Origin of the sequence: Geodermatophilus sp. Leaf369 (genome assembly GCF_001424455.1) — a bacterium.
Classification (GTDB): domain Bacteria; phylum Actinomycetota; class Actinomycetes; order Mycobacteriales; family Geodermatophilaceae; genus Klenkia.
The window spans coordinates 1,513,028-1,526,618 of sequence record NZ_LMQA01000001.1; the positions used below are offsets into that span (position 1 = coordinate 1,513,028).

Annotated in this window: 10 protein-coding genes and 1 tRNA gene; 4 read left to right on the forward strand and 7 right to left on the reverse strand. The window is 72.7% G+C overall.

What is annotated here, in order from left to right; all coding sequences use genetic code 11:
• Positions 1 to 16: 16 nt before the first annotated feature.
• Complete coding sequence (locus ASG36_RS07510) at positions 17 to 1,390, reverse strand: SLC13 family permease (RefSeq protein WP_055761419.1); 1,374 nt, start codon at positions 1,388 to 1,390, stop codon at positions 17 to 19.
• Positions 1,391 to 1,537: 147 nt separating this feature from the next.
• Between ASG36_RS07510 and ASG36_RS07515 the strand changes: the two genes are divergently transcribed.
• The 3 genes from ASG36_RS07515 to ASG36_RS07525 all read left to right on the forward strand — a co-directional run bounded on the left by ASG36_RS07515 (position 1,538) and on the right by ASG36_RS07525 (position 4,676).
• Positions 1,538 to 3,211, forward strand: coding sequence for a thiamine pyrophosphate-binding protein (locus ASG36_RS07515; protein ID WP_055761422.1), 1,674 nt, complete (start codon positions 1,538 to 1,540; stop codon positions 3,209 to 3,211).
• A gap of 131 nt (positions 3,212 to 3,342) precedes the next feature.
• Complete coding sequence (locus ASG36_RS07520; protein WP_157498626.1) at positions 3,343 to 3,699, forward strand: hypothetical protein; 357 nt, start codon at positions 3,343 to 3,345, stop codon at positions 3,697 to 3,699.
• A complete protein-coding gene (locus tag ASG36_RS07525; RefSeq protein ID WP_055761429.1) occupies positions 3,696 to 4,676 on the forward strand; it encodes a hypothetical protein in 981 nt (326 codons plus the stop codon). The genes ASG36_RS07520 and ASG36_RS07525 overlap by 4 nt, the downstream gene beginning before the upstream one ends.
• A gap of 472 nt (positions 4,677 to 5,148) precedes the next feature.
• On the opposite strand, the gene ASG36_RS07530 is transcribed toward ASG36_RS07525, so the two are convergent.
• Positions 5,149 to 5,235 (reverse strand) — tRNA-Ser (locus ASG36_RS07530).
• A 113-nt stretch (positions 5,236 to 5,348) separates the two neighbouring features.
• Between ASG36_RS07530 and ASG36_RS07535 the strand changes: the two genes are divergently transcribed.
• Positions 5,349 to 6,479 carry a glycosyltransferase family 1 protein gene (locus ASG36_RS07535; protein ID WP_055761432.1) on the forward strand — a complete coding sequence of 377 codons (1,131 nt, stop codon included), beginning with the start codon at positions 5,349 to 5,351 and terminating at the stop codon, positions 6,477 to 6,479.
• A gap of 76 nt (positions 6,480 to 6,555) precedes the next feature.
• Here the strand turns inward: ASG36_RS07535 and ASG36_RS21845 are convergent, their stop codons facing one another.
• From ASG36_RS21845 to ASG36_RS07555, 5 genes are all read right to left on the reverse strand, one after another.
• Positions 6,556 to 7,716, reverse strand: a complete 1,161-nt coding sequence (locus ASG36_RS21845; RefSeq protein ID WP_157498628.1) for a hypothetical protein — start codon at positions 7,714 to 7,716, stop codon at positions 6,556 to 6,558.
• 61 nt (positions 7,717 to 7,777) lie between these two features.
• Positions 7,778 to 9,940 (reverse strand): fibronectin type III domain-containing protein, encoded by a 2,163-nt coding sequence (locus ASG36_RS07540; protein WP_055761437.1) that lies wholly within the window; start codon positions 9,938 to 9,940, stop codon positions 7,778 to 7,780.
• A 105-nt stretch (positions 9,941 to 10,045) separates the two neighbouring features.
• On the reverse strand, positions 10,046 to 10,897 hold the full coding sequence (locus ASG36_RS07545; RefSeq protein ID WP_055761440.1) for a MaoC/PaaZ C-terminal domain-containing protein: 852 nt from the start codon (positions 10,895 to 10,897) through the stop codon (positions 10,046 to 10,048).
• Positions 10,897 to 12,237 carry a 3-oxoacyl-ACP reductase gene (locus tag ASG36_RS07550; RefSeq protein ID WP_055761442.1) on the reverse strand — a complete coding sequence of 447 codons (1,341 nt, stop codon included), beginning with the start codon at positions 12,235 to 12,237 and terminating at the stop codon, positions 10,897 to 10,899. The genes ASG36_RS07545 and ASG36_RS07550 overlap by 1 nt, the downstream gene beginning before the upstream one ends.
• Positions 12,238 to 12,253: 16 nt before the next feature.
• A complete protein-coding gene (locus ASG36_RS07555) occupies positions 12,254 to 13,540 on the reverse strand; it encodes an acetyl-CoA C-acetyltransferase (protein ID WP_055761445.1) in 1,287 nt (428 codons plus the stop codon).
• Positions 13,541 to 13,591 lie beyond the last annotated feature (51 nt).

The window sequence follows — 13,591 nt, forward strand, 5'->3', positions numbered from 1 at the left end:
CTAAGAGCAGAGTAATTTAGGCGCTGGGCAAGATGAAGATGAGCCAGGTGAGCGCCGGAGCGGTGACGACCATGGCCAGGCCCCAGGCGAGCATCGTGCGGAACAACGGGCGCCGGTCGGCCTCGGGGGCGTTGGCCAGGGTGAGCGCCCCGACCGAGGAGAACGGCGTGGAGTCCACGACCGTCGCCGAGATCGCCAGGGCGATGACCATGGCGGTCACCCCGACCTCGCCTTGAACCAGGAAGGGCACGGCCAACGGGATGAGCACGCCGAGCAGCCCGGCCGAGGAAGCGAAGGCCGACGTCACCGCGCCCACCAGGCAGAGAAGGAAGGCGGTCAGGAGCGGGTTGCCCAGCCCGGCGATGCCGTTGCCAACCACGTCGATGGTCCCGTAACGCTGCAGCGCGCCCACGAAGGTGACGACGCCGCAGATCAGCAGCACCACCGACCAGACGATGCGCCGGTCGGCCTGCTCGAAGCGGGAGGGGAAGAGCAGGTGCAGCAGGGCTGCGGCGATGAGTGCGAGGAACCCGATCTCCAGGTCGAAGACCAACGCGCCGACGGCGACGCCCAGGATCACGACCAGCGTGGTGATCTGGTCCAGCCGGAGTCGGGTCTTGACCGGCGCCTCGTGACGGGTCTGGACGGCTGTTCGGGCGCTGGCACCGCCGGTCTCGCTCGCAGCCGTCTCGTCGGCCCCGACCCCCGCGACGACCGGGTCCTGGATGGGCAGGTCGGTCCGCGCCGTCAGCTCGCCGGCCGAGCCGAGCTCATCGGCGCGGCGGCGGAGCAGTGCCCGCCCGCCGAACAACAGGTAGATGACGACAGCGAGGCCGATGTTGTAGGCAGCGTTGGCGAAGAACAGCTCCGCTGCCGACACCTCGAGGCCGTTGGACTCGGCAACCTGACGGACGATGATCGCCAGCCCGTTGAGCGGGGAGAAGTTCCCCAGACACGACCCGTGCATGACCATGAGCGCGGCCATCCGGCGGTCCACGCCGTACCGCTGCCCGAGGCGCAGGCAGAGCGGGGCCAGCATTGCGACCCCCGCCGGACCCAGCGCGCCGGCCAGGGTGGGGATCGCGGAGAACACGAAGATCAACCACGGGACGAGCGCCGGCCGATCTCCGAGCAGGCCGATGGCACGGTCAACCAGCCACTCAAGCGTGCCGTTCACCGCGGCGAGGCCGAACAGGTAAGTCACCCCGACCAGCAGCACGAACAGGTCCGGGGGGAACCCGGCCAGCAGCTCGTCGACGGTCTCGTTGGCCACGAGAGTCCCGATGAAGAACGTCGCGATGAGCGCGAGTGCGCCGATGTTGACCGGGCGCAGCGTGCCGATGACGAACACGAGGACGAGCGCAACGACCCCGATGACGTGGATGGACAACGGTTCCCCCAGCGTGGGAGGGGACGTAGTGGAGACCGTCCCGAGCGAGTCAGACCAACGATGCAGATTTCTCTGCGGTGCAGAGCACCTTTCTGGCATAGTTCACCAGAGCGTGTCAACCGTCACACCGCACTCCCCGGAGGTCTCGTGAGCTCGCAGTCACCCCCACGCACCGGCAGTGACCTGGTCGTCGAGTGCCTCACCGCCGAGGGTGTGAACCTCGTCGCCGGCGTCCCGGGCACGACCGTCATGGACCTCATCGACGCCCTCGCCCGGCAATCCGCCGTTCGCTTCGTGCACACCCGGCACGAGCAGGTGGCCAGCTTCCTGGCCGACGGCGTCTCCCGGACTGGCGCCCTCGGAGTCGCCCTGGTCTCCCGCGGGCCAGGGGCGGCCAACGCAGCTATCGCGGTGCACAACGCCTACGACGAGTCCGTGCCGATGCTCCTGCTGGTGGGTCAGGTGCCCGGTTCGATCACCGAGCGGCGGTCCTTCGAGGAGATGGACGTCGTCGCCACCTTCACGCCGATGAGCAAGTGGGCCGTCGAGGTGCACCGGGCCGACCGGATCCCGGAGCTGCTCCAGCGTGCGGCGCGGACGGCTGTCACCGGACGGCCCGGCCCGGTCGTGGTGTCCCTCCCCCTCGACGTCCTCCAAGCCGAGATCTCGGCCGACCTGGTTGCGGCACCCCGGGTGCGCACCTTCCCCCCGGGACCGGCCACCGGTGCCGTCGACGCGGCCGTGCGGGTCCTCGCCGGGGCCGAGCGCCCGGTGGTCGTCGTCGGTGGTGGGGCGGCCGGGCGCCCGGCTGAGATGAGCCGCTTGGCTGGGCAGCTGGCGGCGCCGCTGGTGACGACGTGGCTGCGTCAGTCCACCGTGTCCCACGACGACCCGAGCTTCCTCGGAGCCCTCGGGTACGGGGCGCACGACGTCACCGAGGAGTCGGTCCGCGACGCCGATGTCCTGCTGGCGGTGGGCTGCCGGTTCTCGGAGTTCAGCACCAAGCGGTGGACCCTGATCTCCCCGTCCACCCGCGTCGTGCACGTCGACGTGGACCCGGTCGAACTCGGTCGCGTGTACCTGCCCGAGGTCGGGCTGGTCTCCGATGCGGGCCTGGCCGCCACCGCGATCACCGAGGCCCTACCGGACCCCTCGGAGGCCCGCCGGGCACGACTGACGGGGCTGCGGGCGCGCTACTTGTCTGAGACCTCGCTGGACTCCCCCGCACTCGCCGGTGACGATCCGGCCGGGAAGGTGGGCAGCGCGGCCGTCGTCCGAGCGCTGCAGACCGTGGCCGAGACCGAGGGCACGCTGCTGGTCCAAGACGCCCCCAGCTTCGGCCCGTGGAGCCACCGTTACCTGCGGCTGCCCCGCGACGGCAGCTTCGCCGGGTCCGCCGGGGGAGCGATGGCGTGGGGCTTCCCGGCAGGGTTGGGCATGGCGTTGGCCCGACCGGACCTCCGGGTGGTCACCGTCAGCGGGGACGGCAGCTTCTGGATGGTCGCCCAAGACCTGGAGACCGCCGTCCGCGAGCGGATCCCGACCGTCAACGTGGTGGTCAACAACGACGCCTACGGCAACACACGCGACAGGCAGCGCTCGGCCCACGGCGGCCGCTACCTCGGCGTGTTCTACGGGAATCCGGACTTCGCTGGATTCGCCCGCTCGCTGGGGGCTTTCGGCGCACGCGCCACCACCGACGACGAAGTTGCCCCGGCCCTCCAGGCAGCCCTCGACCAGGACCTGCCCGCCGTTGTGGAAGTGGTCCAGGACCGGATGTACGGGCTGCCCCCGGGACTGCTCCCCCCGGCGGCCCGGTGACCACCCCGCTCCTGCCGGTGCAGGTGCGGGCCACCAGGCGACCGGCGGCCGGGTGCACGGCGGAGTTGCACGCCTGGGCAGGTCGGCTGTGCGCCGCGGCATCCAGGCACCCCGGTGCGGCCGGTTCGCGGGTGGAGGTGGGACCCGCCGGGATCACCACCACCCTGGTCTTTTCCGACGGCGCCGCTGCGGCGGGGTGGGAGCAGTCCTCCCAGCGGGCGGCGTTGCTGGTCGAGGCTGTCCCGCTAACCGAGGGCGAACCCGTCCCGGCTCCACCCCCGCCGCCGGTCGCACCCCGCTGGCGCACCGCCCTCGTCGTCTGGGCAGGCCTGTTCCCGTTCTCCGTCGTCTACGGCTTGCTGGTCGGCCCGCACGTGTCCGCTCTGCCCATAGTCCTGCAGTCCCTGGCGAGCAGCGCCGTCCTCGTGCCGCTGGCGGTCTTCGTAGGCATCCCGACCGTGACCGTCGTCCTCCGGAGACTCTCGTGACCCGACCGCTGTTCACCCTCGCCGTGCAGGCCTACGACAGGTTCCAGCCGCTCTTCGACGGCCGCGTCCGGGTCGCCGGCGCGCAGCTGAACTGCCTGGACTTGCCCGTGGAGGAGACGTTCCACCGAATGGTGGCGCACCAGGAGTTCGAGGTCGCCGAGCTCTCGCTGTCCACCTACGTACTCACCCTGTCCCGGGGAGCCCCCTTCGTGGCAATCCCGGTATTCCCCTCCCGCGCGTTCCGGCACAGCGCCGTGTACGTCCCCGAAGGGTCGCCAGTGACCGAGCCGGCCGAGCTGGCCGGCGGGGTGGTCGGCGTCCCGGAGTACCAGATCACTGCTGCCGTCTGGGTGCGCGGCATCCTGGCCGAGCACCACGGCCTGCCGGTGTCCGCGGTCCACTGGAAGACCGGGGGGCTCGACGCACCGGGCCGGGTGGAGAAGATCGCCTTGGACCTGCCTGCCGACGTCGACGTATCCCCCATCGGCCCGGAACAGACCCTGTCCCGGATGCTCGCCGACGGGGAGTTGGACGCGGTGGTCAGCGCCCGCAACCCCAGCACGCTGGGCGCCGGGGTGCGGCGATTGTTCCCGGACTCCCCCGCGGTCGAGGCGGCGTACTTCGCGCGGACTGGGGTCTTCCCGGTCATGCACGTTCTGGCGATGCGCCGCGATGTGTACCAACAGCACCGGTGGCTCGCCCAGGAGCTGGTGAAGGCTTGCGAGGAGGCCAAGCGGGTGGGGCTGGCCGGCATCGCCGAGACCGCGGCACTCCCCTACGCCCTGCCTTGGCTGTGGGCCGAGGTCGAGCGCACCCGGACGGCGCTGGGCGAGGACTGGTGGCCCTACGGGCTCGAGCGCAACCGGACCACACTGGAGACCTTCCTTAGGTACTCCCATGAGCAGGGTCTGGCACCTCGGCGGTACGAACCTGAGGAGCTGTTTGCCCCGGAATCGTTGTCGGCCGTCGTAGTCTGAGGGTGCACGGGCTCGGGATCATCAGGCGGGCGGCGCCGGCCGGTAACAGGGGACGACGCTCCTCACCCCGCCGGTGACGTGCTCGGGAGGACGACAGCTCCAGCCAGGTGGACACCCCGGCCGCACCGTGTCCTGCAGCTCTCGGCCCTGACTCGGAGCGGACGATCTGGTGGAAGGGCGGTCACCCCAACTCAAGGTGGACCGGCAGAAGCCAACCGACGACTGGAGCCTCGGGTGGACCACTGCCCAGGACGCCGGAGCAGGGCCACCTGTTTAAGGTCATGCGCTGCGCCGGCCACTCGTCGACACGCGCTGCCGACCAGCCGACCAGTCGAGGTCGCGCACCGGCTCGGCCGACTCGCAGAGGGCATGCGCGCGACCCATACGGGCACGCAGCGGGCACGACGGGGCATTTGAGGCCCCTGCGCCAGGTCCCGAAGTCGGCACCCCAGCATGAAAGCACTGCTCAGAGCGGAGGGCGAGGGATTCGAACCCTCGAGGAGCTTTCACCCCTAGCGGTTTTCAAGACCGCCGCCATCGGCCACTAGGCGAGCCCTCCCGGCGCCGCCGACCCTATCCCGGGGCGCACCGGCGGGTGATCGTCGTCCGGACGCCGTCGACCCGTCGGGTGCCCGTCACCCGCAGGCGACCTGCGGCCGGTGTCCTGGGGGCATGCGGGTGGCCCTGGTGTCCGAGACCTTCAGCCCGGCGGTGAACGGCGTGGTCACGTCGGTGCTGCGCGCCGCCGACCACCTCGCCCTGCGTGGCCACGAACCGGTGGTGATCGCGCCGTCCGGGTCCTCCTACGAGTCGCGCTGCGGGGCGGGGGTGGAGGTGCACCCGGTGCGGGCGGTCCGTCTGCCCGGATACCGCGAGCTGCCGCTGGCCGCACCGACCGCCGAGGTCGGCGCGCTGCTGGACCGGCTGCGTCCGGACGTCGTCCACCTGGCCTCGCCTGCCGTGCTCGGCTCGGCCGCGGCCCGCGCTGCCCAGGCCAGGGGAATCCCGGCGGTCGCGGTGTTCCAGACCGACCTCGCGGCCTACGCCGGCCGGTACCGGCTCCCGGGCGGGGCGACGACGGCGTGGCGCTGGCTGCGTGCGGTGCACGACCGGGCGGCGCTGACGCTGGTGCCCTCGACCCCGACGATGGCGATGCTGCGCCGACACGGCATCGGTCCGCTCGCGCTGTGGGCTCGCGGGGTCGACCTCGAGCAGTTCGCCCCCGGCCGCCGGTCGGCTGCGCTGCGCGCGTCACTGGCCCCGGACGGCGAGCTGCTGGTGGGCACGGTCGCGCGGCTGGCGGTGGAGAAGCGGCTGCACCTGCTCGGCCCCCTGTCGGAGCTGCCCGGGGTGCGGCTGGTGGTGGTCGGCGACGGGCCGCAGCGCCGCGCCCTGCAACGGGCCCTGCCCCGGGCCGTCTTCGCCGGTCGTCTCGTGGGCGCCGAGCTCGGCGAACTGGTCTCCTCCCTCGACCTCCTCGTGCACCCGGGCGCGGACGAGACGTTCTGCCAGGCCGTGCAGGAGGCGCTGGCCGCCGGCGTCCCCGCGCTGGTCGCCGCCTCGGGCGGGCCGCTGGACCTGGTACGGCACGGGGAGAACGGCTGGCTCTGGCCCGGCGACGACCCGCACGTGCTGGCCGCTCAGGTCGCCGGCCTGCGCGACGACCGGCTCTCGCTGCGGGTGGCTGCCGCCCGGGCCCGCCCGTCGGTCGCGCACCGCACCTGGGGTCGGCTGGGCGACGAGCTGATCGGTCACTACGAGCGCGTGCTCGGCGTCCCCGCCGTCCGCTCGCTCAGTGCTTGAGACGTTTCCGCGGAAACACGCCGGCGGCCCCGCCTCCCGGGTGGGAGACGGGGCCGCCTGGTTCAGTGCGTGCGGGTCAGACGGTGCTGCGGCGACGGGCGCCGACCAGCAGCCCCATGCCGGGTCGTGCCGGCGTGGTCGGTCGTGCCGGCGTCACCACGGCGGTGCCACCGGAGACCGTCACCGCGGTGACGAGGTTGCGGGCGGTGCCGTCGGGGGCCGTCCCGGTCGCGACGATCGAGTACGCGCCGTCCACGAGGCTGGTCGGGACGGTGATGCTCCTGCTGAAGGCGCCGTTCCCGTCGGTGACGACGATGCCCAGGTCGACCGGGCCAGGGAGGAGGGACAGCTGCACGGTCGAGAAGGGCAGGAACCCCGTGCCGAGGACGGTCAGCGTCTGGCCGGCGACGACCGAGCTGATCGGACCGACGGGACCGACGACGTCACCGTCGTCCCGAGACGGCACTGCGGTCGGGATCGCTGGGCCGGGGACGACCGCGGTGTCCTCGGCGTAGACGGCCGCGCCGAACTCACCCTCCGCGTCGAGGGACCCGACCCCGGTTCGGTACGAGACACCAGCCGGGACGCCCAGCAGGCACGAGGTGACCCCGAGCGGGACGTCGCAGAGCACGACGTCGGCGGAGGACTGGGCACCCGCGGGGAGCGCGAACACCTGGTAGCCCGTGATGCCGGTGGTGTCGGTCGGCTCGACCCACGTGACCAGGATCGACGAGACCCCCACGGTCGCGGTGATGTCGGTGGCAGGGGCCAGCACCACGATGCTCACCTCGGCCGAGGCTGCCCCGTTGCCCGCCTCGTTGGTGCCGCGCACCACGATGTCGAAGCTGCCCGGCGCCGGGTCGCTGATGTCGGCACCGACCTCCCCACTGAGGTCACCGGGGTAGAAGACGTCGAGCGCTGCCCACGTCGTCCCGCCGTCGTAGGAGATCTCGTAGTCGTCCGCCCGGTCCGTCTGGTTGGTGAAGACCGGCTCGTCGAAGCGGATCTCCAGCACGCCGAACGACTGGTCGACGGTGAGGTTCGCAGGTGCAGCGGGGGTGGCACAGAGGACCCCGGTGCCGGAGATCGCACCGACGCCCGGTGCGCCGGTGCGGTCCGGGTCGACCGTTCCGGGGGCGAAGTTCGCACCCCCACCGGTCCCACCGCCGATGCCCGCCGAGGCGGCGCCGTCCCCGCCGAAGGCGCCGACGACCGGGACGGCGGACAGCTCCACCACGCTGGCCGCCCCGCCACCCCCGGAGGCCGTGCCGATCAGACCCCCGTTGGTCCCGTCGAAGTCACTGTCGGACGACCCGCTGGTCCCGCCGAGACCGGGTGCCTGTACGCCCGCGTCTCCACCAACGCCCCCCGGGTACAGGGAGAACTCGTCGTCCTCCTGGACGGTCGTGCGGGTGGTGACCAGCCCGCCGGGCTGGCCCGGGGTGCCCTCTTCCGAGGCACCGCCGCGCGCACCGAGGACCACCCAGTCGATGGCGCAGTAGCCCGCGGGAACGACAACCGTCGTCGCGCCACTGGCCGTGGAGAAGGTGAACGGGGGCGGGGTCGGGGCGGCCGACGCGACGCCGGTGACGCCGAGCACGGCCGTGGACATCCCGATCGTGGACGCGGCCAGCAGGCCGAGGGCACGGCGGGACGGTGACGTGAAGCGCACGGTGGGACTCCCCGAGGTGCCCGAGACGCCGGGCATCGTGGCGGGACCGTTCCCGCTGCCCCACACATCGGCAGCCTGGCAGGAACCTGTGACCGTCTCCCTCTCCGGAGGGGGGCGACCCCACGAACGCCGACGGCCCCGCCTCCCGGGTGGGAGACGGGGCCGCCTGGTTCAGTGCGTGCGGGTCAGACGGTGCTGCGGCGACGGGCGCCGACCAGCAGCCCCATGCCGTGTTGGCCAGCGTCGCGCTGGTGACGACCCCACCGGACACGGTCACCGTGATGACCAGGTTCCGGGTGGTGAAGTCGGGGTTGATCCCGGTGGCGACCAGGGTGTGGGTGCCGTTGGTCAGGTTCGCCGGCAGCGTGATCTGGGTGCGGAAGAACCCGGTGTCATCGGTGTCGACGGTGCCCAGGTCGATCGGGGTGGAGAAGAAGCTCAGCCGCACCGTGGAGTACAGCGCGAAGCCCTGGCCCTGGACGGTCAGCGTCTGGCCGGCGGTGACCGCGGTGATGGGGCCGGCCGGGCCGACGATGTCGCCGTCGTCCTTGGTCGGGACCGAGGACGGGACGGCCGGGGCGGGGACGGTGACGGCCTCCTGGACGGCGGAGAGGCCGCGGCGACCCTCGTCGTCGAGCGCGGTGACGCCGACGGTGTAGCCCGAGCTGGCGGGCAGCGCGAAGGTGCAGGTCAGCACGGTCGGCTGGTCGGTCGCACAGACGCCGCCGTTGCCGCTGCGGCCGGTGCCGTAGCCCACGTCGTAGCCGCTCACGTCGCCGGCGACGGCGGCCCAGGTCACGGTGACCTGCGAGGGGCCGGTGGTGAGCGAGGTGATCGCCGGGGCGGCGAGGGGCTCGTACGGGCTGGCCGTCTGGAAGGAGCTGGCGTCGCCCTTCACCGACCCGTCGGCACCGCTGACCGCACGGACGCCGACGTTGTACTCGGTCTCGTTGGTCAGGCCGGTGACGGTCCCGGAGAGGGTGCCCTCCTCGTCGGTCACGGCCAGGGGTGCCCAGGTGAGTCCGCCGTCGACGGTGACCTCGTAGCCGGTGACCTCGATGCCGTTGTCGTTCTGCGGAGCCACGAAGACGACGGTCACCGAGCCGTCGCCTGCGGTGACGTAGTTGAGGTACGGGGCGTAGGACACCTCGCACTCGTTCGCACTGGCGGTGATGTAGCCAGGACCGACGGAGGTCGACGCCGTGGCCGACTCGACGTCGAGCAGGAAGTTCGTCTCGTCGCCCTCGCCGCTGCCGCCGAGCTCACCGCCGCCGCCATCGCCACCGAAGGCGCCGATGACCGCGTCCTCGTCCGCACCCGTCATGAGGGTCACGACCGAGCCGGCTCCCCCGCCGCCACCCGCCTCGCTCCCGTCGACAGTCCCGCCCGCGCCACCGTCGGACCAGCCGCTGCCGCCTCCGGCACCGGCCGTCGCGGTGTCGCTGTCGACGTCGTAGCTGCCGTGGCCCCCGGACTCCCCGGGGTAGAGGGAGTAGACCTCTCCTGCCTCGGCATCCAGGTCGGCGGTCACCTCGCCGCCGTAGGCCCCCTTGACGTCCCCGGTGGCGTATCCGCCCATCGCACCGGTGACGGTCCAGGTGATGGAGCAGACCCCGGCCCCGACCTGGAAGGAGCTCACGTCGTCGGAGGAGAACTGGTCTCCGGCCTCGAGGGTGGGCAGGGGCTCAGCCGAGGCGACCCCGGAGACGCCGAGGACAGCAGTGGACATCCCGATCGTGGACACGGCCAGCAGGCCGAGCGCACGGCGGGACGGGGACGTGAAACGCATGGGCGGGCTCCCCCGGGGTGGCCCGGGACGCCGGGCACGCGGTGGGGTCGTTCCCACCGCCCACCCCATCGGCAGCCTGGCAAGAGCCTGTGACCGTCCGGCCGGCTACAGCGGGCGGACGAGCCCCAGCACGTGGTCGGCGCCGGACTTCTCGTTGCGCACCGTCAGGTCCCAGCCGCCGTCGACGGCACCGGTGGACAGCGTCACCGTCGAGGGCAGGAACAGCGGCTTCTTGAACGCCACGTCGACCGAGAACGACTCGGGGAGCCGGCCGGACAGCGCTGCCATGGCGCGGGCCTTGACCCACATGCCGTGTGCGATCGCCCGCTTGAACCCGAACGCCTTCGCGGTCAGGCCCGACAGGTGGATCGGGTTCACGTCGCCGGAGACCTTGGCGTAGCGCCGGCCGGCGTCGTCGGGCACCCGCCACTGCGCGGCCGGGGACACCTCACCGACGGTCAGGTCGAGGTCGGCGGGCTCACCGGAGGGCGCCGTGGCACCGCGGGACAGGTACGTCGAGCGACCGCGCCACACCTCGTCACCGCGGGAGCGCACCGAGGCGACCAGGTCGACCGTCGCGCCCGAGCGGTGCGGGCGGAAGTCGTCGGCCCAGACCTCGAGGTCGAGCTTCTCCGACGCCAGCACCGGCCGGACGACGTCGACCCGGTTGCGCACGTGCACCAGCCCGGGCAGCGCCAGCGGGAACGCCTTGTCGGCCATCAGCGCGACCTGCAGCGGGAAGGTCAGCACGTGCGGGAACGTCGGCGGCAGGACGTCGCCGAGCGGGAACCGGCAGACCTGCGCGTAGTCCGCGACCTGCACCGGGTCCACCTCGACGGCGACCCGGGCCAGGTGCGTGTCGGGCAGGTCGCCACCGCGCCCGCGGGCCGACCACGCGGCCTGGGCGAAGAGCTTCGCCATGGAGGGGGCCGAGGAGAGGACCACCGGGGCGCCCATCAGGCGCCCAACATCGACTGGCCGCAGACCCGCACGGTCTGGCCGTTGACCCCGCCGGACCCCGGCTGGGAGAGCCAGGCGATCGTCTCGGCGACGTCCACCGGCAGCCCACCCTGCTGCATCGAGTTGATCCGGGAGCCCACCTCGCGGGTCCCGAAGGGCATCTTCGCCGTCATCTCGGTGACGATGAACCCCGGCGCCACGGCGTTGATCGCCCCACCGCGCGAGGCGAACTCCGGGGCCCAGGCGCGCACCATGCCGATGATCCCGGCCTTGGACGCGGCGTAGTTGGTCTGCCCGCGGTTGCCGGCGATGCCGCTGGTCGAGCTGACGCACACGACCCGGAACCCGTCGCGCAGCACGCCGTCGGCGTCCAGCAGGGCCTGGGTGATGTCCAGCTGGGCCTGCAGGTTGACCGCCATCACCGAGTTCCAGCGGGCGGTGTCCATGTTGACCAGCAGCTTGTCCCGGGTGATGCCGGCGTTGTGCACGACGACGTCGACCCCGCCGTGCCGCTCCCGCAGGTGCTCGACCAGGCGCCGAGCCGCGTCGGGGGCGGTGATGTCGAGCTGCAGCGCCGTCCCGCCGACCTCGTTGGCGACGTCGGCGAGTGCCTGTCCGGCGGCCGGGACGTCGACGGCGACCACGTGGGCGCCGTCCCGGGCGATGGTGCGCGCGATGGCCGCACCGATGCCGCGCGCGGCCCCGGTGACGACGGCGACCTTGCCGGCCAGCGGGCGGGCGACGTCCTCGGCCGGGGGCAGCTGGGCCGCCGACACGGTGACGACCTGACCGTCGACGTAGGCCGACCGGCCGGAGAGGAAGAAGCGCACGGGGCTGGCGATGGAGGCCTCGGCGCCGAGGGGCACGTAGACCAGGTTCGCGGTCGCCCCGGCACGCAGCTCCTTGCCGATCGAGCGGACCAGGCCGTCGAGGGCCTGCCGGGCCGCGGACTGCGCCGGAGAGGCGGTCTCCGACGGCGGGTCACCCAGCACGAGCACCCGGCCGTTGGGCCGCAGCCGCTTCAGGGCCGGGGCCAGGAGGTCGTGCGCGCCGGCCAGGTCGGCCGGGCCGGTGACGCCGGTGGCGTCGAGCAGCACCGCCGAGAGCTTCTCGGTGTCCGCGGCCGGGGACAGCACGGTCACCCCGGCCTCGGTCAGCAGCGAGGTCAGCTCCCCGCGGAGCCGCCCCTCACCGGCCGAGCCGACGACGGCGGGACCGGGCAGCAGCGGGTCGCCGGGGATGTGCCGGCGCAGCACGGCCGGGCGGGGCAGGCCGAGCTGCTTGGTGACGGTCGTGCCGACACCGGAGTTCGCGAAGTCGCGGTACCAGTCGCTCATGGGGTGGGTCTCCTTCTCAGGACTCGAGGACGGCGACGACGCCCTGGCCGCCGGCGGCGCAGATCGAGATCAGCCCGCGCTTGCCCGGGCCCATCTCGTGCAGCGCCTTGGCCAGCGAGGCCACGATGCGACCGCCGGTGGCGGCGAACGGGTGGCCGGCGGCGAGCGAGGAGCCGTTGACGTTGAGCTTGCTGCGGTCGATGGAGCCCAGCGGGGCGTCCAGGCCCAGCTTGTCCCGGCAGAACGCCGGGTCCTCCCAGGCCGCCATGGTGGACAGCACGGTGGAGGCGAACGCCTCGTGGATCTCGTACAGGTCGAAGTCCTGCAGGGTCAGGCCGTTGCGGGCCAGCATCACCGGCATCGCGTAGGCCGGGGCCATCAGCAGGCCCTCGCCGCCGTGCACGTAGTCCACGGCCGCGGTCTGCGCGTCGACGAGGTGCGCGAGCACCGGCAGGCCCTTCGTCGCGGCCCACTCGTCGCTGGCCAGCAGCACCACCGAGGCCCCGTCGGTCAGCGGGGTGGAGTTGGCCGCCGTCATGGTGGCGCCCTCGCCCCTGCCGAACACCGGCTTGAGCGTCGCCAGCTTCTCCAGCGAGGACTCCGGCCGCAGGTTCTGGTCGCGGGTGAGGCCGAGGAACGGCGTCATCAGGTCGTCGAAGAAGCCGCGGTCGTAGGCGGCGGCCAGGTGCTGGTGGCTGGCGACGGTGAGCTCGTCCTGGGACTCCCTGGTGACGTCCCACTCCTTCGCCGTGATCGCGGCGTGCTCGCCCATCGACAGCCCGGTGCGCGGCTCGACGTTGCGCGGGACGTCCGGCGCGAGCTGGCCCGGCCGGATGCCCGAGATGGCCTTGAGCCGCTGCGGGAGGGTCTTCGCGTTGTTCAGCGCGATGAGCGCGTGCCGCAGGTCCTCGTTCACCGCGAGGGGAGCGTCGGAGGTGGTGTCCACCCCGCCGGCGATGCCGGACTCGATCTGCCCCAGGGCGATCTTGTTGGCCACCAGCACGGCGGCCTCCAGGCCGGTGCCGCAGGCCTGCTGCACGTCGTAGGCCGGGGTGCTGGCCGACAACCGGGAGCCGAGCACGGACTCGCGGGTCAGGTTGAAGTCGCGCGAGTGCTTGAGGACGGCGCCGGCCACGACCTCGCCGACCGTCTCGTCCTGCAGCCCGAAGCGGGCGACCAGTCCGTCGAGGGTCGCGGTGAGCATGTCCTGGTTGGACGCCCGGGCGTAGGCGGAGTTGGAGCGGGCGAAGGGGATGCGGTTCCCGCCGACGATCGCGGCCGTGCGGGTGTCAGGGCGGGTCACGGAGTGCCTCCGTCGAGTGGCGGGCGTTGTCGGTACCGACGGTATCAGGTA